The sequence below is a fragment of the Mesorhizobium sp. WSM4840 genome, assembly GCF_055811755.1.
In genome coordinates this window covers 521,452-543,467 of the sequence record NZ_JBVVQD010000001.1, presented here as the reverse complement: position 1 = coordinate 543,467, position 22,016 = coordinate 521,452, and the positions used below count along the sequence as shown (strand labels likewise).

Here is a 22,016-nt window from a genome sequence, read left to right as displayed (position 1 = left end):
GCGCTATAGGCTCCACCTGTTTATCCAGGGCCCTGCCGATGACCTTCATTCCCGATACCGCCACGCTGATCCAGTTCGCCATCGCCACCGTGATCCTGGCGATCACGCCTGGGCCTGACATGACGCTGTTCGTCTCGCGCACATTGAGCCATGGCCGCGCCACCGGCTTTGCCTCGATGGCGGGCGCGCTGTGCGGCACACTGATCCACACCACGCTGGTCGTGGTCGGCATCTCGGCGCTGATCGTCGCCTCGCCGATGTCCTTCCTGGCCCTGAAGATCTTCGGCGCCGGCTATCTTGTTTTCCTGGCCTGGCAGGCGATCACCAAGGGGTCGGCCTTTTCACCCGAGAACAAGAGCGGGCCGGAGATTTCGCTGTTCCGCGCTTGGGCGGCAGGGCTCGGTGTCAATCTGCTCAACCCGAAGATCATCCTGTTCTTCATGACCTTCCTGCCGCAATTCGTCTCGGCGCATGATCCGAACGCGCCTGGAAAGCTGTTCTTCCTCGGCGCGATGTTCGTCGTTTTGTCGATCCCGGTAACAGCGCCAATGGTCTTTGCAGCAGAAAAATTCTCCGCGGCGATGAAGACCAGCCCGCGGGTGACGCGCGCCGTCGATTATCTGTTCGCCGGGGTGTTTTCGGCCTTCGCGCTTAAGATCCTGACCGCCCAGGCGAAGTAGGCGCGGACCTTCCGGCTTGACGCCAGCTTCCGGCCGAGCGCCCGGCGCTCAGCCAGTAGAAAATGCCGCCGACCATGCCGCAGCCGATCACGGCAGCGACGACGCGCGGATCGGTGATCTCGAAATTGGCATCGGCGGTCTGGTAGGCGAAGCCGAGGAAGACCGCCGCGACCACCGCGCCCGCCAGCGCATAGAACAGCCAGTCGCGCCGTCCGAGGATTTCCGAGACGAGAATGGCGATGGCTGCCGGCATGAAGGCGAAATAGGCGACGAACAGGGCAACGAAGGGGATAGAAAAATACAGCGAAGCCGTGGGGTGCGCGTGCTCCGGCGTATAGCCCAGCGACGCCAGAAACATGATATTGAGGAAGGCGCTGGCGGCCAGCGCGGCGACGACATAGCCGATCAGGATGACGGCGAAGCGGACGAGATAGGCAATGAGACGGGTCACGCCTCGCCGTGCCCCGCGATCATCATCGCTTCCAGCGCCAGCCGGTCGACCTTGCGCATGCGCTCGGACTCCGACTTGAGCTGGCCGCAGGCGGCGAGGATATCGCGGCCGCGCGGCGTGCGGATCGGCGAGGCATAGCCGGCATTGTTGATGTAGTCGGCGAATTTCTCGATCGTCTCCCAGTCAGAGCACTGGTAGTTGGTGCCCGGCCACGGGTTGAACGGGATCAGATTGATCTTGGCCGGAATGCCCTTGAGCAGCTTGATAAGCCCCTTGGCGTCCTCGATCGAATCGTTGACGTCCTTCAGCATCACATATTCGAAGGTGATGCGCCGGGCATTCGACAGGCCGGGATAGGCGCGGCAGGCGGCGATCAGCTCTTTCAACGGATATTTCTTGTTGATCGGCACCAAAAGGTCGCGCAAATCGTCATTGGTGGCGTGCAGCGAGATCGCCAGCATGACGCCGATCTCCTCGCCGGTGCGGAAGATTTCCGGCACGACGCCGGAGGTCGACAGCGTGATGCGTCTTTTCGACAGGGAAAGCCCGTCGCCGTCGGACGCGATCAGCAGCGCCTTCTTCACCGCCTCGAAATTGTAGAGCGGCTCGCCCATGCCCATCATGACGACGTTGGACACTTTCCGGCCCTCGGCCGGCACGATGGCGCCATCGGGCGTGTCGCGGTCGGGGAAATCGCCGAGCCGGTCGCGGGCGGTCAAAAGTTGGGCGAGGATTTCTTCTGATGTCAGGTTGCGCACCAGCTTCTGCGTGCCGGTGTGACAGAAGGAGCAGGTCAGCGTGCAGCCGACCTGCGACGAGATGCAGAGCGTGCCGCGGCCTTCTTCGGGAATGTAGACGGTCTCGATCTCGACCGGCCGGCCGGCGCCGCGCGGCGGAAAACGAAACAGCCATTTGCGCGTGCCGTCGGAGGAAATCTGCTCCTCGACGATCTCGGGTCTGGCGACGGTGAAATGCTTGTCGAGCTCGGCGCGCAAATCCTTGGAGATGTTGAACATGCCGGCAAAGTCGGAGACGCCGCGCACATACATCCAGTGCCAGAGCTGCTGGGCGCGCATCTTGGCCTGGCGCTCCGGCACGATGCCTGATGCAACCAGGGCAGCGCCAAGCTCGGCCCGGGTCAGGCCGATCAGCGACGGTATTTCGGCCGGCGTGGCGCGGGCGCGCAACGCGTCACGGGCGCCTTCGGCGGTGAGGTCGAATGAAAGGGTCATTGCTGCGCCAATATAAGCGATTTGCGGCCGATTACAGCATCGTGCTGGAAATGAAGCGCGGCGCATAGCACAGGTTGACGGCGGAGTCATGGGTGGCGGCGGTGCAAGGCTCGCCGCAATGTGCCGGCCGGCGGCGTTTTAAAAAGCAAAACGCCGGGCTTGCGGCCCGGCCCTACTCAAACTCCGCTTCGCCTATGGCTATTTGCACTTGGCGATGGACGACAGCGCCGCCGAAATGCCTTTCAGTGAAAAGACATAGGTGGTGGTGTTGCCGCGGCCGGACTTCGCCTGCACCTTCATGTCGCTGCCGGTTTTCATCGCGGCGATCAGCACCGGCTCCTCGGCGGCGTTCTCGACCCAGGCCGACTTGCCGCGGGTGAACATCGAAAAGCTCTTGCCGTCGATGGTGACGGTGGCCTTGGAGTTTTCCTGGAAATTGTAGCCGGCGATGAATTGCGGCTCGTAGGAGACCTGCTGTCCCGGCCGCTGGCTGACGAAGAAGAACATGTCGCCATGGTCAAGCGTCGGCGGCTGCTTGTCGGTCGGCACGGTCAACACATAGCAAACCTTGCCGCCCGACGCCTGGTAGCTGTAGGTGCCCCAGGCATTGTGCTGGCCGATCTTGGTCGCCGACTGCGCCAGAGCCGGCGCTGTCATGGCCACCAGTGCCAGGCTCGAAATTGTAGCAATCAATCCGCGCATCGCTTTTCCCATATATGGTGCGGAGGCAGGCCGGCTCAGCGTCCTGCCCGTCGCTTCATTTTGATTTAATCTGGGTTACCAAACGGTGAATTTCCCTTGGGAAAAGGACATCCACCCCAGGAAACCGCCGCCATCCTTGCGCCCGTCGCTCGAAAAGCGGCAGTTGCAACGTCCCTTTCGCGACTTGGAGGCCACGAAAGCGGCAAGAGTTTGACTTTTCTGCCTTGTCGTCGGCTCAGCTGTTGTCGGCAATCGCCTGCTTGGCGGCGAGCCGATGCGCTGATGTGATGTGGGCTTTGACGGTGGTGATCGCGGCGGTCAGCACCGCGATGTCGTCGGTAAAGCCCAGTCCGAAGACGAAGTCGGGGATGACGTCCGTCGGCAGCACGAAATAGCCGAGCGCCGCCACCAGGATGCCCTTGGCGCGCAGTGGCGTGTTCTTGTCCATGGCGCAGTAGTAGGCGGCGACCAGCTCTTCCATGAACGGGATCTGCCGGGCAGCCCTCTTGGCGGTGCGCCAGAATTTCTCGCGCACTTCGCTCTCCTCGCCCGGCTTGCCGCTAAAGCCGAAGAAATCAAAACCTGATTTTCGCGCCATCAGTCTCTCCTAAGGAGGCTACGCATGTCGTTCCACGCGCGCCTGCCAGCGGAAAATGTGGTGAAAGCACCAGTCCACTACAAGAGCTCGGCAGTTCCCGGCCTGAAAATCGGAATTGGTCTTTGCTGTGTTAACCTAGGTTCAGGTGATGCTGGCCTGCAAATGGCTGGCAATTGCCCACTTTGGATATTAACGGAAACGCCCCGGGGCTACGGCGTCGACAGATCTCCAACGCTCTAGCCGAAATAGCGGTCCATCGTCTTGGCCAGTTCGAAATCGAGCGCCGTCAGGCCGCCGGCATCATGGGTGTTCAGCGTCACGTTCACGGTCTTGTAGACATTCGACCAGTCGGGGTGATGGTCCATCTTCTCCGCCGCCAGGGCGACACGTGTCATGAAGGCGAAGGCTTCGGAAAAACTCCTGAAGGTGAAGGTGCGAGCGATCGAGCCGCCGTCCCTGCCCAGCGACCAGCCGTCGAGCCCGGCCAGCGCCTCGGCGACCGCCTCCTTGCTCAGTTTCTCTCTCGTCATGTTCGTTTCCCGTGCTATTTGGATGCGCAGTCTTCAGCATAGTGCCGGATCGATGAGCGCAAGGCCGATAAAATCCATTCTTTTCGTCTGTCTCGGCAATATCTGCCGCTCACCGTTGGCGGAGGGCGTGTTGCGCGCCGTCCTGGCGGAGCGCGGTCTCGATCGGGATATCCTGCTTGATTCGGCCGGAACCAGCGACTGGGAAGCCGGTTCGGCGCCCGACCCGCGCTCGGTGTCGATCGCAGAGCGGCACGGCATCGATATTTCCAGACAGCGGGCGCGCAAGCTGACGCCGGACGATTTTTCGCGTTTCGACCTGATTCTCGCCATGGACCGATCGAATCTCCGGGATCTGAAAGCGCTGGTGCCTGCCGCCATGCGCGACCGTGTCCATCTGTTCCTGGAGTTCGCGGAGGGAAGGGTGAGCGACGTGCCGGACCCCTATCACGAGGGGCCGGAGGCGTTTGCCTCGGTCTACCGCATGATCCGCGAAGCGTCGGAGGCGCTGGCGACGCGGCTCGCGGCACGGCTGTCGGCGCCCGACAGCGGCCAGGCCTCCTCGACGATGTAGGGTCCGCCGCCGACCGAATCGCGCGACGACATCAGGACGAAGCGGCTGACACGGAAGGGCAGCGTCGAAAAATTGCCGCGTGCCGAAAGATACTGGGCGACGTCGAGCGGGCTCGAATTGCGTAAGCGGGCCAAGGTCACATGCGGCATGAACTTGCGCGGATCAGCGGGGATGCCGAGCCGCTGGCAGATGCGCTCGATCTCGGCTTGCAGTGCCGAAAGGTCGGGCGAGGCGGAGACGCCGGCCCACACCGCATGCGGTTTCTTCTGGCCGAAGGCGCCGACGCCGGACAGCGTCAGCGGGAAGGATGGCCGGTGGACACGGTCGAGTGCGTTGGCGATGTCGTCGGCGACATGGCCCTCGACATCGCCGATGAAGCGCAGCGTCAAATGGTAGTTCTCGACGTCGATCCAGCGGGCCCCGGGCAGGCCGCCCCGGAGCAGGGACAGCGAAAGGGCGGCGTCACGCGGAATTTCGAGGGCGGTGAAAAGACGCGGCATGGTAAGCCTCCTGTCCTCGAATCGAACTCTTGCCCCTAGCGAATCATCGAAAATCGAGCGGGGCAAGCGGTTTATTGGTCGCAGCCCTGCCTAAAATTCAAATCGCCCTGCGGAACGCGTAGCCTCATCCAGTCCTTCAAGAGTTGTCCTGAACCATGGCAATGATCTTTTCGACATCCGGCAGAATGCGCTCGACCATAAGGTCGACGCCTTGCGCATTCGGGTGCAGACCGTCGAGTTGCAAAGCCGGCTCGCCGGCCACGCCGTCGAGAAAGAACGGATAGAGCGGGACGCCGTATTTTGCCGCAAGTTCCGGAAAGATCGCGTCAAAGCCGTTCTGGTAGTCGGCGCCGAGATTGGGTGCGGCGCGCATGCCGGCCAGCAGCACCGCGATCTTGCGCTGCTTCAGCTTCGCCAGCATGGCGTCCAGATTCTTTTGCGTGATGGCGGGAGAAACGCCGCGCAGCATGTCGTTGGCGCCGAGCTCGAGGATGACGAGCTGAGTGCCGTCCGGCACCGACCAGTCGAGCCGCGACAGGCCGCCACTCGACGTATCGCCGGAGACACCGGCATTGGCGACGGTCACATCGTGGCCCTTGGCGCGAAGTGCTGCCTCAAGTTTTTGGGTGAAGCCCTCATCCGGTCCGAGGCCAAAGCCCGCCATCAGACTGTCGCCGAAACCGACGATCTTGAAGGGCTCGGCGCGCGCCGACGAAATGGCGCCGCAAAATCCGAGGAAAACGATCAAGGCTGCGGCAAGTGTGTGTTTGAAAGCCATGCGGCAGGCCCCATATGACGAAGGCATTAGTTGGCGGCAGGCAGAATTCCAACCTCCCCTCTCCCAATATAGGACGATTTTATTTTGACAGAAGCCGTCATCGCGCTGAAAGACGTATCGCTGACGCTCGGCGAAGGAGCGTCTTCCGTCCACGTGCTGAAAGGTGTCAGCCTCGATGTGGCCGATGGCGAGGCGACCGGCATCGTCGGGCCGTCGGGCTCGGGAAAGTCGACGCTGCTGATGGTTTTGGCTGGCTTGGAAAGGGTCGATTCGGGTACGGTACGAATTGCCGGCGAATTGCTGAACGGCAAGAGCGAAGATCAGATCGCATCGTTTCGGGGGCGAAACATTGGCATCGTCTTCCAGTCCTTCCACCTTATTCCCAACATGACTGCGCTCGAAAATGTCGCAGTGCCGCTGGAACTTGCCGGCCATGCCGATCCGTTCGGGGTGGCGGCGCGGGAGCTGGAGGCGGTGGGCTTGAGCGACCGCGTCGCCCACTATCCCGGCGAACTGTCCGGCGGTGAACAGCAGCGTGTGGCGATCGCCCGGGCGCTGGCGCCTTCGCCGCGCATCCTGATCGCCGACGAGCCGACCGGAAATCTCGACCAGGCAACGGGACGGCAGGTCGCCGATCTTCTGTTCGCCAAGGCGGCCGAGCGCGGCATGACGCTGGTGCTGGTCACCCATGATCCGGCGCTCGCCGCACGCTGCTCCCGGCAGGTATCGATGCGGTCGGGCCGGATCGAGGACGCGCCACTGCTTAGAGTGACGGCGTAGCGCAATGGCTGACAGGACCCCCTCATCCGGCCCTTCGGGCCACCTTCTCCCCGGCGGGGAGAAGAGGCTGGCGCCGGCGTTGGCGACCTCTTCTCCGCTCGGGGAGAAGGTGGACGCCCGCGGGTCTTGCCTTCGGCAAGCCCGAGGACAGGCTCCGCGGCCGGATGAAGCGGCCACTTGGGCGCGCACCTTTTCACTCGCCTTCCGCTTTTCGCTGCGCGAGATGCGCGGTGGGCTGTCCGGCTTCCTGATCTTCCTTGCCTGCATCGCGCTCGGCGTCGCGGCGATCGGTGGCGTCAATTCGGTGGCCCGGGCGATTACCGCCGGTGTCGCCAACGAGGGCCAGTCGCTGCTCGGCGGCGATCTTCGTTTCCAGCTCAATCAGCGCGCCGCGACGCAAGCCGAGCACGTCTTTCTTGATGGGCTGGGCACAGTCTCGCACAGCGCCAACATGCGTTCGATGGCTCGGCTCGAGGACGGTTCCGATCAGGCGCTGGTCGAGGCCAAGGCGGTCGATGGAGCCTATCCGCTCTATGGCGTGCTGGAGACCGAGCCGGCGCTGTCGAAGCAGGAATTGTTCGGCGAAAAGTCCGGTGTTTTCGGCGCTGCAGCACCCGACCTTTTATTCGAGCGGCTGAACCTTGGGGTCGGCGACCGGCTGAAGCTGGGCAGCGCCACATTCGAACTGCGCGCTAGGCTCGTCAACGAACCGGACGCGGTGTCCGACGGCTTCGGCTTTGCGCCGCGGCTGATGATCTCGACGGACGGGCTTGCCGCTTCCGGTTTGATCCAGCCCGGCAGCCTGGTCGAGAACGCCTACAAGGTCCGCCTGCCCGGCGGCACCGGCGAGGCGGGCATAAAAGCCATTCAGGATCAGGCGGCGGAGGATTTTCCCGAGTCCGGCTGGTCGATCCGCACGCGCAGCAACGCAGCACCGGCGTTGTCCTCCAACATCGAACGGTTTTCGCAGTTCCTGACGCTGGTCGGGCTGACGGCGCTGGTGGTCGGCGGCGTCGGCGTCGCCAATGCGGTGCGCGCCTATCTCGACGGCAAGCGCGGCGTCATCGCCACCTTCAAGAGCCTGGGGGCTTCGGGCGGTTTCGTCTTTACCGTCTATCTGGTGCAGATCCTGATGATCGCCGGGCTCGGCATCACGGTCGGCCTTGTGCTTGGCGCGCTGATGCCGTTTGCGGCGAGCGCGGTACTCCAGTCGGTCATTCCGGTGCCGGCGGAAGGTGGGTTCTATCCCGGCGCACTCGGCATGGCGGCGCTGTTCGGGCTGCTGGTGACGCTGGCTTTCGCCTTGCTGCCGCTCGGCCGTGCGCGCGACGTGCCGGCGACGGCGCTGTTTCGCGAGATGGGTTTTGAGGGCCGCGGTTTTCCGCGCCCGCTCTACACGGCGGCGGCGCTCGGCATCGCGCTGCTCCTGGCGGCGCTGGCCATTCTGTTTTCCGGCGACCGCTATATCGCCTCGATCTTCGTCGGCGCCACCATTTTTGCTTTCCTGGTGCTACGCATCGTCGGCGCGCTGGTGCAGTGGGCCGCCAAAAAGAGCCCGCGCGTTGGCTCGACGGTGCTCAGGCTCGCCATCGGCAACATCCATCGGCCAGGTGCCTTGACGCCGTCGGTGGTGCTGTCGCTGGGGCTGGGATTGACGCTTCTGGTGACGCTGGCGCTGATCGACGGCAATCTCAGGCGGCAGATTTCCGGCAGCCTGCCGGAACGGGCGCCGAACTTCTTCTTCGTCGACATCCAGAGCAGCGACGTCGACGCGTTCTCTGCGCTGGTCGGCAGGCAAGCGCCGAAGGGCACGCTGGTCAAGGTGCCGATGCTGCGCGGCCGGGTGATGGCGCTGAACGGCGTCGACGTCGACAAGGCTAGGGTTGCGCCGGAAGGGGCCTGGGTGCTGCGCGGCGATCGCGGGCTGACCTACGAGGCCAGTATTCCCGCGAATGCGACGCTGACCGAAGGCTCCTGGTGGCCGGACAACTATGCCGGCGAGCCGCTGGTGTCGTTTTCGGCCGAGGAAGGCGCAGAGATCGGGCTGAAGCTCGGCGACACCATCACCGTCAACGTGCTTGGCCGCAACGTGACGGCGAAGATCGCCAATTTCCGCCAGGTCGAATGGGAGACGATGGGCATCAATTTCGTCATGGTGTTCTCGCCCAGCACGTTTGCCGGCGCGCCGCATAGCTGGCTGGCGACGCTGACCGACAAGGGCGCGTCGCCGGCCGACGATGCCCGTCTTCTCAACGCCGTCACCCGTGCCTTTCCGGCGGTGACGACAGTCAGGGTCAAGGACGCTCTCGACATCGTCAACCGGCTGGTGGCGCAACTCGGCACTGCGATCAGGGCCGCGGCCGGCGTGGCGCTGATCGCCTCGGTGCTGGTGCTGGCCGGCGCGCTGGCCGCCGGCAACCGCGCCCGCATCCACGATGCAGTGGTGCTGAAGACGCTGGGCGCTACCAGGAAGACGCTGATCGCGGCCTTTTCGCTGGAGTACATGCTGATCGGCCTCGCCACCGCGATCTTCGCGCTGGCGGCAGGCGGGATTGCGGCGTGGTTCGTTGTCGCGCGCGTCATGACGCTGCCGTCGCATTTCATGCCCGATGTGGCGGTGGCAACCATCGTCTTTGCGCTGGTGGTCACGGTCGGCATTGGCCTCGCCGGCACCTGGCGGGTGCTGGGCCACAAGGCGGCGCCGGTGCTGCGCAATCTCTGATCCGCAGGCATCTGCAGGCTCAACGCGACTGGGATTCGGTTAAATCTTGTTAATGTTGGGGTTCGGAAGGCCGATAAATCCGGATTTTCGTGTCTTCACGAAGCATTACGCCCGGTTACGGTCTTGTTCTTGGCGCCAATAACCATCATATTTCGCCGCAGGCATGCTGGAGCCCCGCCAGCGGCGCCGCGGTCCAAATGGGCCGGACACCGGACGGGGCAGAAGCAATATGAGGATTTCCATGGCTGAACCCGTTCGCAATTATCAGACGCGTGCCGTGCCCGGCGCCGGCGTCGATGCTGCTATCGACCAGGGCCTGCGCGCCTATATGATCAAGGTCTACAATCTGATGGGGCTTGGCCTCCTCATCACCGGCCTCGCCGCGGTCGGAACGATCATGCTGGCCACTACCACCGATCCGGCTTCGGCGGTCGCCACGCTGCCGAATGGCGACATGCTGACCTCCTTCGGCTACGCGATCTTTGGTTCGCCGCTGAAATGGCTGGTGATCTTTGCCCCGCTGGCAGCGGTGATGTTCCTGTCGTTCCGTGTCCAGTCGATGAGCGTTTCGGCCGCGCAGACGACGTTCTGGGTCTATGCCGGCCTCGTCGGCCTGTCTCTGTCGTCGATCTTCCTGGTCTACACCACCGCCAGTATCTCGCAGACCTTCTTCGCCACCGCCGCCGCCTTTGGCGGACTGTCGCTCTACGGCTACACGACCAAGCGCGACCTTTCCGCGTTCGGTTCGTTCCTAGTCATGGGCCTGGTTGGTCTGATCATCGCGATGGTGATCAACATCTTCCTGCAGTCGTCGGCGCTTTCCTTCGCCGTTTCGGCGATCGGCGTGCTGATCTTCGCGGGTCTCACCGCCTATGACACGCAGAACATCAAGGAGATGTATTTCGAGGGCGACGAGACTGATGTCGCCGGCCGCAAGGCGATCATGGGCGCTCTGAGGCTCTATCTCGACTTCATCAACCTGTTCATGTTCCTGCTGCAGTTCATGGGCGACCGCCGATAGAGCCGGGTCCATCCCGATAAAGTCGGGATGGAGCCCTGTCTTTTTGTTTGACCATGATCTTTTCCGAAAACCGGTTCCCACTTTTCGGGATCATGGTTTAAGGCAAGTCCTTGGACCAGTGAGTTTGGAAAGGGCGGCCCAACGGCCGCCCTTTTCTTCTGCCCCGGTCTTTGATGAAATGGCCGGCAGATGATTGACGTGCATAAATTATGAGCAACATCACGATACGCGCCGCGACTTCGGCCGATCTCGATCGGATCACGGATATCTATGCCGACGCGGTGACCCATGGCACGGCGAGCTACGAGCTGGAACCACCTGATCGCGCCGAGATGGGCCAACGCTTCGATAGTCTGATGGCGGGTGGCTTTCCCTATCTGGTGGCGGAAAAAGACGGCATTGTGCTCGGCTATGCCTATGCCGGCGCCTTCCGGCCGCGGCCTGCGTACCGTTTTGTCGTCGAGGACTCCGTCTATGTCGCGCCCGAGGCCAAGGGCCATGGCATCGGGCTCAAGCTAATGCAAGGGCTGATCGAGGCGGCCAAGGCGGCGGGCTTCCGCCAGATCATCGCGGTAATCGGCGACGGCCGGCCGGACAGTGCCTCGGTGCGGTTGCATGAAAAGCTCGGCTTTCGTCATTCGGGCCGCCTGGAAGGCTCCGGCTACAAGCACGGACGCTGGCTCGACACCGTTTTCATGCAACTGCCGATCAATGATGGAGCTCTGGTTCCGCCCGACCCCAACTCGTTGCCGGAACGGAGATTCCGCCAGCAGCAATAAGTAGTTAGGCCTCGACCAGCTTCAGCGTGCGGTCGAAGACGCCGAGCACGCGGCCAAGTTCCTGGCCGCGCTTGAGAATACGGCCGCCGGCGGCAATGACGGCGAATGCGCCTTGCCGGCGCGCCAGCTTCGGATCCTTGACGATCTGGAACAGCGGCACCTCGCTGGTGCGACGAAAGACGGAAAAGACGGCGCGGTCGGTGAGATGGTCGATGGCGTAGTCGCGCCATTCATTGGCGGCGACCATGCGCCCGTAAAGCCTCAGGATCTGGTCCAATTCACGCCGGTCGAACCGCACCGGCTGGTCGAGGCGTTCGCCTCTTGCCTCATGCAGCGGGATCAGTATTGCGGATGCGTCCCCATCCTCCGTCCCGCTGCCGTGATCAGTCATGCCTCGATCCCTTCGAATGAATCTTACGCCAACCAAAGTTGGCGCTTTCGCCGTGGAATTGCAAGCCCAGCCGGACAAAGGCGGCGCCGCACCGTTTCCCCGGTGTCCAGTCACGTTTATAAAACGCTCGTTGGAATTGGTGATGCTTCGCCACAATTCTGCCTTCTTTTATCCGCGCTAATGCCCCAATGTCCGACGAATTTACGGGTGTTGCCTGAGACGGTTCGGTCCGGCACTGGCTCGTAAACCCCAAGCCCCCCGCCCACGGGTCTGCGTCGGATCGAACCAACCTCGGTTTTTCCTTGGGAAAAATCGGGTGCGACGATCCCAAAACCTAAATGACCGGCGTCAGAAGCAAGCTGACGTCGGTTTTTTAATGCCTGGATGAAAGTGGGATGCGCGCGGCTTCCCTTCTCCGCTTGTGGGAGAAGGTGGCCTCGCCCACGGGTCTTGCCTCCGGCAAGCCCGAGGACAGGCTCCGCGAGGTTGGATGAGGGGTGTTGGCAATTTCCTTGAAATCGCCGCCACCTCATTCCTTCCAGCACCCCTTCATCCGTCTCGGCGCTGCGCGCCGATCCACACCCGGGGCGAGTCGCGGGCCTCGCCCGCCCTTCGGGCCCCACAAGGGGAGAAGGAGAGGTCCCCGCTCAAGGCTTGTGGATCAAGGCGGCGCCGAGGATGGGACCCGGCATGCCGTCCTTGCCCACCGATTGCAGCAGCACGGCGCAGCCGCCTTTCTTGGAAATCACGCTCATCGGCAATTCGTAGCGCTGCGCCTTGCCGTGCCACATGCCGGCGGTCTGGATGCCGGAGACGGCGTTCCAGTAGGTCATGCTGCGGCCGGTGTTTTCGCCCTTGCCGATCTTGATCGTCTGCGGCGGGTCGAAATAGACGATGACGACATGGGCATCGCTGGGGCCGGTCCCGGCATCGCCGGCGTCGATGATGACGCGGTCGCTGGTCCGGCTGACGTTGATGCTGACCCGCATGCCTTCGCCGGATCTTTCCATGCGGGCGAGCGCGCCGTCGACTTCCTTGCGGCGGGCGCCGTTGACATGGCTGCGGCCATTGATGACGGCCTGCGGCGTATAGACCGAGCGGCTGCCGAAGGCGCGCATATACTCATATTGCCGCTCGGTGTTCTCCTTGCGGCTCAGCGTGTCCTTCCAACCGAGATAATCCCAGTAGTCGACATGATAGGCGAGCGCGACGATGTTCTCCTTGGCGGCAAGCTCGGCAAAAAACTCATCGGCCGGCAGGCAGGAACTGCAACCCTGGCTGGTGAAGAGCTCGACCACGCCCAAGAGCTGGTCAGTCGAGGCTTTGTCAGCCTGGGGTTTGTCGGCCTCACCGGCAAGCGCATTGCCGGCAAGTGCAGCGCCGGCAAACACCGAGAGGGCCAGCGCCAATGCCGCAAGCCGCAATGGTCTTCGAGGTGTCATAGCCGTTTCGACTCCCGCCGGAGATGGCCGGCTTTATTCTGATTGGCGAAATATGTGGCAGAAGCGGCAGTCAACGGGAAGTCACGTTGCGGTGAAATTTTACCGCTGTAACCAACTGCAAGGGCGCAATAGGACGGCTACACTTCAGGGTAGATACCGATTCGGGCAACAATCAGCATGTGGCAATCTCTCCTGACGCCGGTCGACCTGTACTGCGAGCGGGTCGGGCCGGAGCTCTGGGCCGAGCCGGTCAACGCACTGACCAATCTGGTTTTTCTTATCGCCGGGCTGTGGGGTGTCCGGGAGGTGCGCCGGCGTGGCACCGGCATCTTCGCCGAAGTGCTGGCCTGGTGGGTGGTGGCGATCGGCGTCGGCTCGGCGCTGTTCCATACCTTTGCCAACCATGGCACGGTCTGGGCCGACGTGCTGCCGATCGCCGGGTTCACGCTGGCCTACACGCTGTTCAACCTGCGCCGTTTTCTCGGCATGAAATGGGGCAAGGCGGTCGCCATCTTCGTCGCCTTCTATGCCGTCACCGGGTTGTTGACCTGGGCCGTGCCGGACTGGCTGCGCCAGGCATCGAACGGCACGACCGGCTATCTGCCGCCCTTCCTGGCGCTCGCCTTCTTCGGCGTCATAGTGGCGGCGAGCGGCAACCGCGCCGGCTGGTACAATCTGGCGGGCTCGGCGATCTTCGTCGTGTCGGTCATCTTCAGGATGATCGATCCGCTGGTCTGCGGCAGCTTCCCGCTCGGCACGCATTTCCTGTGGCACATCCTCAACGGGCTGATGCTCGGCGTGCTGCTGGCGGCGGCAGCGCGCTTCGGGGCGCCGAAGAAGGGGAATAGGGGAATAGGGGAATAGGGGAATAGGGGAATAGGGGAATAGGGGAATAGGTATCGTCTTCCCTACTCCCTTACTGCCCTACTCCCGTACTCCCCTAATTCCTATGCCGCCAGATCGCGCAGCACATATTGCAGGATGCCGCCGTTCTTGAAGTAGTCGAGCTCGTCCAGCGTATCGATGCGGCAGATGATCGGAATGTTCTTCACCGTGCCGTCGCTATAGGTGATCTTCGCGACCATCTTCTGGCGCGGCTTGATGGCGCTCAGTCCGTCGATCTCGACCAGTTCGTCGCCCTTGAGGTTGAGCGAGGCCCATGAGGTGCCCTGCTCGAAGACAAAGGGGATGACGCCCATGCCGACCAGGTTCGAGCGGTGGATGCGCTCGAACGACTGAGCGATGACGGCGCGAACACCCAACAGGTTGGTGCCCTTGGCCGCCCAGTCGCGCGACGAGCCGTTGCCGTATTCGACACCGGCGAAGATGACCAGCGGCACGCCTTCCTTCTTGTACTCCATGGCGGCGTCGTAGATCGATCTCTCTTCCTTCGACGGATAGTGGATGGTGTAGCCGCCTTCGCGCCCGTTCTCGCCCAGCATGTGGTTGCGGATGCGGATGTTGGCGAAAGTGCCGCGCATCATCACCTCGTGATTGCCGCGCCGCGTGCCGTACTGGTTGAAGTCGGCGACGCCGACGCCATGGTCGGTAAGATACTTGCCGGCCGGAGATGCCGCCTTGATCGAGCCGGCCGGAGAGATGTGGTCGGTCGTGATCTTGTCGCCGAACAGGCCGAGCACGCGGGCGCCCTTGATGTCGCCGATTGTGCTGAAGCCTGATGTCATGCCGGCGAAGTAGGGCGGGTTCTGCACATAGGTCGAATGGTCGTCCCAGGCGTAGGTCTGGCCTTCCGGCGCCCTGACGTTCTGCCAGTATTCGTCGCCCTTGAAGACGTCGGCATATTTGCGGGCGAACAGTTCGCGCGTCACGTTCTTCTCGATGAACTCCTGGATCTCGACCGAACTCGGCCAGATGTCCCGGAGGTAGACCGGGTTGCCGTCACGGTCCTCGCCGAGCGGCTCGGTGGTCAGATCCTTGGTCACGGTCCCGGCCAGCGCGTGGGCGACGACCAGCGGCGGCGAAGCGAGGTAGTTCGCCTGCACGTCGGGCGAGACGCGGCCTTCGAAATTGCGGTTACCGGACAAGACCGCGGCAGCGATCAAACCTTTATCGTTGATGGTCTTGGAGATCGGCGCCGGCAACGGGCCGGAATTGCCGATGCAGGTGGTGCAGCCGAAGCCGACCAGGTTGAAGCCGATCTGGTCGAGTTCCTTCTGCAGGCCGGACTTCTCCAGATATTCGGCGACGACCTGGCTGCCCGGCGCCAGCGATGTCTTGACCCATGGCTTCTGCTTGAGCCCGAGCCGGTTGGCGTTGCGCGCCAGCAGCCCGGCGCCGATCAGCACGCTCGGGTTCGAGGTGTTGGTGCAGGAGGTGATGGCGGCGATCACGACATCGCCATGGCCGAGATCATAGTTGGTGCCTTCGACGGCGTAGCGCTTCTCGATTTCGGCGGCCTTCCGGTATTCGGTCTCCATCGCCTTGGCGAAGCCGGCCGGAATGTCTTCCAGCGCGACCCGGCCTTCCGGACGCTTGGGGCCGGCCATCGACGGCACGACATCGCCGAGATCGAGCTCGAGCAGGTCGGTGAAGACCGGGTCGGCCGAGCCGGTATCGCGCCACATGCCTTGCGCCTTGGCGTATGCCTCGACCAGCGCGATGCGGTTTTCCTCGCGGCCGGACATGGTGAGGTAGCGTATGGTTTCGCCGTCGACGGGGAAGAAGCCGCAGGTGGCGCCATATTCGGGCGCCATGTTGCCGATGGTGGCGCGGTCGGCCAGCGTCATGTTGGACAGACCCGGACCGAAGAACTCGACGAACTTGCCGACGACGCCCTTCTTGCGCAGCATCTGGGTGACGGTGAGCACGAGATCGGTGGCGGTGACGCCTTCCCTCAGTCTGCCGGTGAGGCGGAAGCCGATGACTTCGGGCAACAGCATGGAGACGGGCTGGCCGAGCATCGCGGCCTCGGCCTCGATGCCGCCGACGCCCCAGCCGAGCACGCCAAGGCCGTTGATCATGGTGGTGTGCGAATCGGTGCCGACGCAGGTGTCGGGATAGGCGGTGGTTTCGCCGCCTTCAGTGTTGGTCCACACGACCTGGCCGAGATATTCGAGATTGACCTGGTGGCAGATGCCGGTGCCGGGCGGCACGACGCGGAAATTGCGGAAGGCCTGCTGGCCCCATTTCAGGAATTTGTAGCGCTCCTCGTTGCGCTCGTATTCAAGCTCGACATTCCTGGCGAAAGCCAGCGGCGTGCCGAACTCATCGACGATGACCGAGTGGTCGATGACCAGGTCGACCGGCACCAGCGGATTGATCTTTTGCGGGTCGCCGCCGAGCGAAGCCATGGCGTCGCGCATGGCGGCCAGGTCGACCACGGCCGGAACCCCGGTAAAATCCTGCATCAGCACACGGGCCGGGCGATAGGCAATCTCGACGCCGGCGGTGCCCCTGTCGGTCAGCCAGCCGGCGACCGCCTGGATGCTCTCTTTGGTGACGGAACGGCCGTCCTCGTTGCGCAGCAGGTTCTCCAGCAGCACCTTCATCGAATAGGGCAACTGGCCGATGCCGGTGAGGCCGTTCTTCTCGGCCTCGACAAGATCGTAATAAACATAGTCGGTGCCGCCCGCGGTCAGCGTGCGACGGCAATTGAAACTATCGAGGGATTTTGACACGTGCGATCCGTCCTTGTCTGTTCAGCCTGAACGGGAACGGACGCCGATGGGCATGCAATCACGCGCAAAGGTGCGGGTACGGCCATTTCCGCTGTCCGTTCCCAGCCAACCCGAGCCGTTCAAGGCGGCGCGTGCGCTGGTTCGGCGCTAATTCGCTTCCCGTGCCGACCGCTGGCACGGATGACCCGGATATAGAGAATTTCCTGGAATAGTTCTAGACAGTCGAACGGCTATTTTGTGCGATGCGGCAGCTGCCGTGGCGCGGTGTTTTCGGGACGGGCAAGGAATGCGGCTGATCGCCGAAAATCTGGGCGGCGAACGCGGCGGCGAGACGATTTTTTCCGGCATCGGTTTTGCCCTGGAAAAAGGCCAGGCGCTGATCGTCACCGGGCCGAACGGCGCGGGGAAATCGACGCTGCTCAGGGTAGTTGCCGGGCTGCTGCCGGTGGCGGCAGGCCGTTTGCTTCTCGAAGGTGGCGCTGAGGATTTTCCGTCGGTAGCCTCGGCCTGCCATTATCTCGGCCACCAGAACGCGATGAAGACGGCGCTGAGCGTGGCGGAAAATCTGCGCTTCTGGCGCGATTTTTTGGGCGCAGATTTTTTGAGCGCTGAACAGGCGCTGGAAACGGTCGGGCTTGATGGTATCGGCCATCTGCCGTTCGGCTATCTCTCCGCCGGGCAACGTCGCCGCGCGGCGATCGCAAAATTGCTGGTCAGCCGGCGACCGCTGTGGCTGCTCGACGAGCCGACGGCCGGGCTGGACAAGGCTTCGGAAGAGCGATTCGCCGTGCTGATGCGGAAGCATCTTGAAGACGGGGGGATCGTTGTGGCGGCCACGCATCTGCCGCTGGGGCTTGGGGGGGCGCAAGAATTGAGGATGACCGGTTGATGTCGGCGCTCCCGCCCACCCCCCTCTGTCCTGCCGGACATCTCCCCCGCAAGGGGGGAGATCGGCGGTTTCGTCGCTGCGCTCATCTTTCAAGGATGGAGATTGGCGAAAGCCGAAGTGCCATCCAATCTCCCCCCTTGCGGGGGAGATGCCAAGTGGTGGCAAAGAGGGCAGGACAGAGGGGGGTGCCTGGGCAAAGGCATCTCACACCATGCTAGCCCTCTTCCTGCGCGATATCCGCCTGAGTATCCGGGCCGGCGGCGGGGCGCTGACCGGAGTGATCTTCTTTCTCGCGGTGATCGCCACGATCCCCTTCGGCGTTGGGCCGGACCTCAATCTGCTAGCCCGAATCGGCCCGGCGATCCTGTGGATCGGCGCGTTGCTCGCTTGCCTGCTCGGTCTCGACCGATTGTTCCAGGCCGACCGGGAGGACGGCTCGCTCGATCTGCTGGTGCTCGGCGACGAACGGCAGATGCTGGCGCTGACCGTGCTGACGAAATGCCTGGCGCATTGGGCGGGAAGCGTGCTGCCGCTGGTCATCGCGGCGCCCTTGCTGGGCCTGTTCATGAATATGGAGCCGATCGGCATCGGCGCCACGGCGCTGACCCTTCTGGTCGGCACGCCGGCGATCACCTTCATCGGCGCTGCCGGTGCGGCGGTGGCGGTGGCGCTACCGCGCGGCGGGCTGATGATCTCGGTGCTGGTGCTGCCGCTTACCATTCCCGTGCTGATCTTCGGCGTCTCGGCAAGCTATGGCGCGGTGGCCAACCCCGATCCGTTCCTGCAGCCTTTCCTCATTCTCGCCGCGCTGACCTTGTTTCTTGCCGTGCTGGGGCCGGTTGCGGCAGCGCTGGCGCTGCGTCATGGGGCGGACTAAATTAGACGGCCGCCTGACGTCAAAGGCTGCGGCGCTGCCGTCGATTGCGAAGCCGATGGCGCAAGGTTAAGGGAAGGCATGTTCGAACGAAGCGGAATGGTCCGGTTGAAAGTTTTTGCGCCGGCGGAGCTACCCATATGAGCGTACACGCCCTTTATGTGACCGCTGCCTATGCCATCACGGCCGTGGTTCTGGCCGGGCTGATCGGCTGGATCCTGTTCGACCAGCGTGCACGCAAGAGGGACCTCGCCGAACTGGAAGCGTCCGGCGTGCGGCGGCGCTCCGACAAGGCGGGGAAATCATGAGCATGGAGACGGAAACGCCGGCGCGCGGGCGGCGCCTGATCGTGCTGTTGCCGTTGCTGATTTTCCTCGGGCTGGCGGGGCTGTTCCTGACGCAGCTGTTGTCCGGTCGCGACACTTCGGAAGTGCCATCGGCGCTGATCGGCCTGCCGGCGCCGCAGACCAATCTGCCGGCGCTGGAGGGCATGAATTTGCCGGGGCTCGATTCCAAGCAGTTCGCCGGCAATGTCACGCTGGTCAACGTCTTCGCGTCGTGGTGCGGGCCATGCCGCGACGAACATCCGGTGCTGCTGGCGTTGTCGCAGGACAAGCGCTTCGTCATCGCCGCGCTCAACTACAAGGACCAGCCGGAAAACGCCCGCAGGTTCCTCGGCAATCTCGGCAACCCGTTCCAGGCGATCGGCGTCGACGCGGCGGGGCGCGCAGCAATCGACTGGGGCGTCTACGGCGTGCCGGAAACCTTCGTCATCGGCAAGGACGGCAAGATCGCCTACAAACATGTCGGCCCGCTGACGCCAGGCTCGGCACAGACGCTGCTTTTGCCGGAGATCGAGAAGGCGCTGGCCGCGCCCGGCTGAGACACCGGAAACGCGATGGACGAACGAGACATCCGCGAACATCTTCTGGCTCAGGCGAAAGCCTGCGATGGACTTGGCTCGCCCTTCACCGCGAATTTATGCCGTGCGCTGGCCAAGGTTCTCGACGCAAACACCAGGGCCGGGCAGGCGGTGCTCGGCTGGCCGGGCGACGCGCGCGCCGACGGCCTCGCATTGCGGCTCTGCGGCGCGCTGCATGGGTTGGTCCTGACGGGTGCCAGTGAGCAGCTGGCACTGATCTATCCGCCCAACCAGACACGCGAATCCGAGATCGCGGCGGTGCTGCCGGAGGTAATTGCGCGGTCCGACGATCAGATCATCGCCGGCCTCGCCGGCGCGCCGCAGACCAATGAAATCGCCCGGTCGGCGATGCTGCTGCCTGGATTTCTGACGGTGGCGCGGGAAACCGGCCTGCCGCTGGATCTGTGCGAGATCGGCGCCAGCGCCGGGCTCAATCTCCTGTTCGACAGCTTTCACTACCTTTACCGCGATGCCGAGTGGGGAGACCCGGCCTCCCCCGTGCGGTTGGCACCGGAGGTGCGCGGCCTCGCTGTGCCGCTTGGTGGAGCGATCGACGTCCGCCATCGCGCCGGCTGCGACATCGCGCCGATCGATGTTGCCGACGCAGCGGCGCGCTTACGGCTTCGGTCTTACGTCTGGGCCGATCAGGCAGCGCGGCTGGCCCGGCTCGACGCCGCGCTGTCACTTGCCCAAAAGTTTCCACCGCTACTTGTCAAAGCGGACGCGGCGGATTTTATCGAGAAGGCACTGGCCACGCGGCAGCAGGGCGGCACCTTCGTGCTCTATCATTCGACCATGTGGCAATACCTGCCGCGGGCGACCAAGGATGCCATCACCGCCACCCTGGAGCAGGCGGGCAGACAGGCCACGGCGGCTGCGCCTATCGCAAGGCTGAGGATGGAGCCGCGCGATCCCACAAAGCCATGGGCGGTGCTCAGCCTCACTCTATGGCCCGGCGGCGAGACACGCCGCCTGGCCCGTTGCGATTACCACGGCCGCTGGATCGAATGGATCGGCTAAGCCGATCAAACAGTTCTGGTTGCGCATGATCTCGTCCGAAAAGTCTGCAACTTTTCGGGATCATCCGTTCGCCTCAGCCGTAGATCTGCTTGTGGACCTGGTAGAGCATTTCGCTGCGGTCGGCGCGCATGTCGGCCAGATCGCGGCTGGAAAAAGAGTCGATTTCGGCGATGAGGCGGTTGTATTGCCGGCGCTTGGCGATGCTGGTGCGAGCGCGGCTCATGAGGTTGTCGAGAATCATAGCGAGGTTCCTTCTGCGCCGCATTGTTGCGGCAGGTTGTTCCTCCCTGATCGATACGCAGCATGACATAGTTATGATGCACTGCAAAAAGAAGATGTTGCAATGCACCATTGCGCTGGACGCATAGCCGGTTAACCGCGCATGAGCGCCATCAATTTGGGCCCTATCATTTGAGCGAGGTCGGCCTTGCCGCGTTTTGCTCCGATGTCTCAAGATGCGGTGAGGCCGACATCAACGATCTTGCCATATTGATCGCCGGCTGGCTTGATTGCGCCGGCACTAGCGATTTTGCATGAACGGGAGGAAACCATGGCCGCCGAAGACTACGAAATTCTCGATCCGCGTTTTGCGCGGCTGTTCAACAGCAATGCGCAGGTGGACAAGCTGTTCACCGGATGCCGGTGGGCGGAAGGGCCGGCCTGGTTTGCGGCCGGCCGTTATGTGGTGTGGTCCGACATCCCCAACAACCGCATGCTGCGCTACGACGAGACCGACGGCAGTGTCAGCGTGTTCCGGCAGCCGTCCGGCAATTCCAACGGCAATACCGTCGACCGGCAGGGCCGGCTGGTCACTTGCGAGCATTCGGGCCGCCGGGTCAGCCGCACCGAGCATGACGGCTCGATCACCACCATCGCCGACAAATGGCGCGGCAAGCGGCTGAACTCGCCCAACGATGCGGTTGTCAAGTCCGACGGTTCGATCTGGTTCACCGACCCGACCTACGGCATCGATACGGATTATGAGGGCGACAAGGCCGAGAGTGAGATCGGCGCCTGCCATGTCTACCGGGCCGATCCCGGAACCGGCGAGATCGACGCGGTGATCACCGACATGGTCAGGCCCAACGGGCTCGCCTTCTCGCTCGACGAGAGCAAGCTCTATGTCGTCGATACCGGCCGCACCCATGGCACGCAGAACCCGGCGCATATGCGGGTGTTCAATATCGACGAGGGTGGCAAGAAGGTCTCCGGCGGAAAGGTCTTCGCCGACTGCACGGCCGGCCTGTTCGATGGTTTCAGGCTCGACGATCACGGGCGGATCTGGACCAGCGCCGCCGACGGCATCCATTGCTACGATCCCGACGGGACGCTGATCGGCAAAATCAAGGTGCCGGAAGTCGTCGCCAATTGCGTGTTCGGCGGCAACAAACTGAACTGCCTCTACATCGCCGGCACGACCTCGCTCTACATGGTCCGGCTGATGGTCAACGGCGCCAAGACATTTTGAGCGGCCGTCAAGCAACATCCAGGGAGGC

General features: G+C 63.3%; 24 protein-coding genes. 13 read left to right on the top strand and 11 right to left on the bottom strand.

Going from position 1 to position 22,016, the window contains the following annotated elements; genetic code table 11:
• Window positions 1-38 precede the first annotated feature (38 nt).
• Window positions 39-680: a LysE family translocator gene (locus AC0L3I_RS02815; protein ID WP_473525897.1), complete on the top strand. Its 642-nt coding sequence runs from the start codon at window positions 39-41 to the stop codon at window positions 678-680.
• Here the strand turns inward: AC0L3I_RS02815 and AC0L3I_RS02810 are convergent.
• The 5 genes from AC0L3I_RS02810 to AC0L3I_RS02790 all read right to left on the bottom strand — a co-directional run bounded on the left by AC0L3I_RS02810 (window position 652) and on the right by AC0L3I_RS02790 (window position 4,193).
• Window positions 652-1,131 (bottom strand): hypothetical protein, encoded by a 480-nt coding sequence (locus AC0L3I_RS02810; RefSeq protein ID WP_473525896.1) that lies wholly within the window; start codon window positions 1,129-1,131, stop codon window positions 652-654. The genes AC0L3I_RS02815 and AC0L3I_RS02810 overlap by 29 nt on opposite strands.
• Window positions 1,128-2,363, bottom strand: coding sequence for a dual-specificity RNA methyltransferase RlmN (rlmN, locus tag AC0L3I_RS02805; protein WP_473525895.1), 1,236 nt, complete (start codon window positions 2,361-2,363; stop codon window positions 1,128-1,130). Before rlmN ends, AC0L3I_RS02810 begins: the two co-directional genes overlap by 4 nt.
• A gap of 198 nt (window positions 2,364-2,561) precedes the next feature.
• Window positions 2,562-3,065: an invasion associated locus B family protein gene (locus AC0L3I_RS02800; RefSeq protein WP_023803328.1), complete on the bottom strand. Its 504-nt coding sequence runs from the start codon at window positions 3,063-3,065 to the stop codon at window positions 2,562-2,564.
• A 235-nt stretch (window positions 3,066-3,300) separates the two neighbouring features.
• Window positions 3,301-3,663 (bottom strand): YkvA family protein, encoded by a 363-nt coding sequence (locus AC0L3I_RS02795; protein ID WP_473525894.1) that lies wholly within the window; start codon window positions 3,661-3,663, stop codon window positions 3,301-3,303.
• Window positions 3,664-3,899: 236 nt separating this feature from the next.
• On the bottom strand, window positions 3,900-4,193 hold the full coding sequence (locus tag AC0L3I_RS02790; protein WP_473525893.1) for a 4a-hydroxytetrahydrobiopterin dehydratase: 294 nt from the start codon (window positions 4,191-4,193) through the stop codon (window positions 3,900-3,902).
• 52 nt (window positions 4,194-4,245) lie between these two features.
• Between AC0L3I_RS02790 and AC0L3I_RS02785 the strand changes: the two genes are divergently transcribed.
• Window positions 4,246-4,764 (top strand): low molecular weight protein-tyrosine-phosphatase, encoded by a 519-nt coding sequence (locus tag AC0L3I_RS02785; protein WP_473525892.1) that lies wholly within the window; start codon window positions 4,246-4,248, stop codon window positions 4,762-4,764.
• Here AC0L3I_RS02785 and thpR read toward each other — a convergent pair.
• Entirely contained in the window at window positions 4,668-5,264 is a 597-nt protein-coding gene (thpR, locus tag AC0L3I_RS02780) for an RNA 2',3'-cyclic phosphodiesterase (RefSeq protein WP_473525891.1), read from the bottom strand. The genes AC0L3I_RS02785 and thpR overlap by 97 nt on opposite strands.
• Window positions 5,265-5,400: 136 nt before the next feature.
• Window positions 5,401-6,042 carry an arylesterase gene (locus tag AC0L3I_RS02775; RefSeq protein ID WP_473525890.1) on the bottom strand — a complete coding sequence of 214 codons (642 nt, stop codon included), beginning with the start codon at window positions 6,040-6,042 and terminating at the stop codon, window positions 5,401-5,403.
• Between the two features lie 84 nt (window positions 6,043-6,126).
• Between AC0L3I_RS02775 and AC0L3I_RS02770 the strand changes: the two genes are divergently transcribed.
• From AC0L3I_RS02770 to AC0L3I_RS02755, 4 genes are all read left to right on the top strand, one after another.
• Window positions 6,127-6,822 (top strand): ABC transporter ATP-binding protein, encoded by a 696-nt coding sequence (locus tag AC0L3I_RS02770; RefSeq protein ID WP_473525889.1) that lies wholly within the window; start codon window positions 6,127-6,129, stop codon window positions 6,820-6,822.
• 223 nt (window positions 6,823-7,045) lie between these two features.
• Entirely contained in the window at window positions 7,046-9,544 is a 2,499-nt protein-coding gene (locus AC0L3I_RS02765; protein WP_473525994.1) for an ABC transporter permease, read from the top strand.
• Between the two features lie 241 nt (window positions 9,545-9,785).
• The gene (locus AC0L3I_RS02760; RefSeq protein ID WP_095495795.1) at window positions 9,786-10,565 is read left to right on the top strand and encodes a Bax inhibitor-1/YccA family protein; all 780 of its coding nucleotides are present in this window, start codon (window positions 9,786-9,788) and stop codon (window positions 10,563-10,565) included.
• Between the two features lie 209 nt (window positions 10,566-10,774).
• Window positions 10,775-11,344, top strand: coding sequence for a GNAT family N-acetyltransferase (locus AC0L3I_RS02755; protein WP_473525888.1), 570 nt, complete (start codon window positions 10,775-10,777; stop codon window positions 11,342-11,344).
• 4 nt (window positions 11,345-11,348) lie between these two features.
• On the opposite strand, the gene AC0L3I_RS02750 is transcribed toward AC0L3I_RS02755, so the two are convergent.
• Window positions 11,349-11,735: a DUF2794 domain-containing protein gene (locus AC0L3I_RS02750; RefSeq protein WP_123148775.1), complete on the bottom strand. Its 387-nt coding sequence runs from the start codon at window positions 11,733-11,735 to the stop codon at window positions 11,349-11,351.
• Between the two features lie 647 nt (window positions 11,736-12,382).
• The gene (locus tag AC0L3I_RS02745) at window positions 12,383-13,177 is read right to left on the bottom strand and encodes a DUF1223 domain-containing protein (protein ID WP_473525887.1); all 795 of its coding nucleotides are present in this window, start codon (window positions 13,175-13,177) and stop codon (window positions 12,383-12,385) included.
• 177 nt (window positions 13,178-13,354) lie between these two features.
• Between AC0L3I_RS02745 and AC0L3I_RS02740 the strand changes: the two genes are divergently transcribed.
• Window positions 13,355-14,041 (top strand): ceramidase domain-containing protein, encoded by a 687-nt coding sequence (locus tag AC0L3I_RS02740; RefSeq protein WP_473525886.1) that lies wholly within the window; start codon window positions 13,355-13,357, stop codon window positions 14,039-14,041.
• 83 nt (window positions 14,042-14,124) lie between these two features.
• Here AC0L3I_RS02740 and acnA read toward each other — a convergent pair whose 3' ends face one another.
• Entirely contained in the window at window positions 14,125-16,815 is a 2,691-nt protein-coding gene (gene acnA, locus AC0L3I_RS02735; protein WP_473525885.1) for an aconitate hydratase AcnA, read from the bottom strand.
• A gap of 286 nt (window positions 16,816-17,101) precedes the next feature.
• On the opposite strand from acnA, the gene ccmA reads away from it, so the two are divergent.
• The 5 genes from ccmA to AC0L3I_RS02710 all read left to right on the top strand — a co-directional run bounded on the left by ccmA (window position 17,102) and on the right by AC0L3I_RS02710 (window position 20,520).
• On the top strand, window positions 17,102-17,704 hold the full coding sequence (gene ccmA / locus AC0L3I_RS02730; RefSeq protein WP_473485956.1) for a heme ABC exporter ATP-binding protein CcmA: 603 nt from the start codon (window positions 17,102-17,104) through the stop codon (window positions 17,702-17,704).
• A 211-nt stretch (window positions 17,705-17,915) separates the two neighbouring features.
• Window positions 17,916-18,581, top strand: a complete 666-nt coding sequence (gene ccmB / locus AC0L3I_RS02725) for a heme exporter protein CcmB (RefSeq protein WP_473485955.1) — start codon at window positions 17,916-17,918, stop codon at window positions 18,579-18,581.
• 137 nt (window positions 18,582-18,718) lie between these two features.
• Window positions 18,719-18,886, top strand: coding sequence for a heme exporter protein CcmD (gene ccmD / locus AC0L3I_RS02720; protein WP_029349414.1), 168 nt, complete (start codon window positions 18,719-18,721; stop codon window positions 18,884-18,886).
• A complete protein-coding gene (locus AC0L3I_RS02715; RefSeq protein WP_473485954.1) occupies window positions 18,883-19,461 on the top strand; it encodes a DsbE family thiol:disulfide interchange protein in 579 nt (192 codons plus the stop codon). The genes ccmD and AC0L3I_RS02715 overlap by 4 nt, the downstream gene beginning before the upstream one ends.
• Before the next feature lie 15 nt (window positions 19,462-19,476).
• The gene (locus AC0L3I_RS02710; protein WP_473525884.1) at window positions 19,477-20,520 is read left to right on the top strand and encodes a DUF2332 domain-containing protein; all 1,044 of its coding nucleotides are present in this window, start codon (window positions 19,477-19,479) and stop codon (window positions 20,518-20,520) included.
• A 73-nt stretch (window positions 20,521-20,593) separates the two neighbouring features.
• Here the strand turns inward: AC0L3I_RS02710 and AC0L3I_RS02705 are convergent, their stop codons facing one another.
• Window positions 20,594-20,761 carry a hypothetical protein gene (locus tag AC0L3I_RS02705; protein ID WP_084646772.1) on the bottom strand — a complete coding sequence of 56 codons (168 nt, stop codon included), beginning with the start codon at window positions 20,759-20,761 and terminating at the stop codon, window positions 20,594-20,596.
• Window positions 20,762-21,070: 309 nt separating this feature from the next.
• Here AC0L3I_RS02705 and AC0L3I_RS02700 point away from each other — a divergent pair, with 309 nt between their 5' ends.
• Window positions 21,071-21,988 carry an SMP-30/gluconolactonase/LRE family protein gene (locus tag AC0L3I_RS02700; RefSeq protein WP_473525883.1) on the top strand — a complete coding sequence of 306 codons (918 nt, stop codon included), beginning with the start codon at window positions 21,071-21,073 and terminating at the stop codon, window positions 21,986-21,988.
• Window positions 21,989-22,016 lie beyond the last annotated feature (28 nt).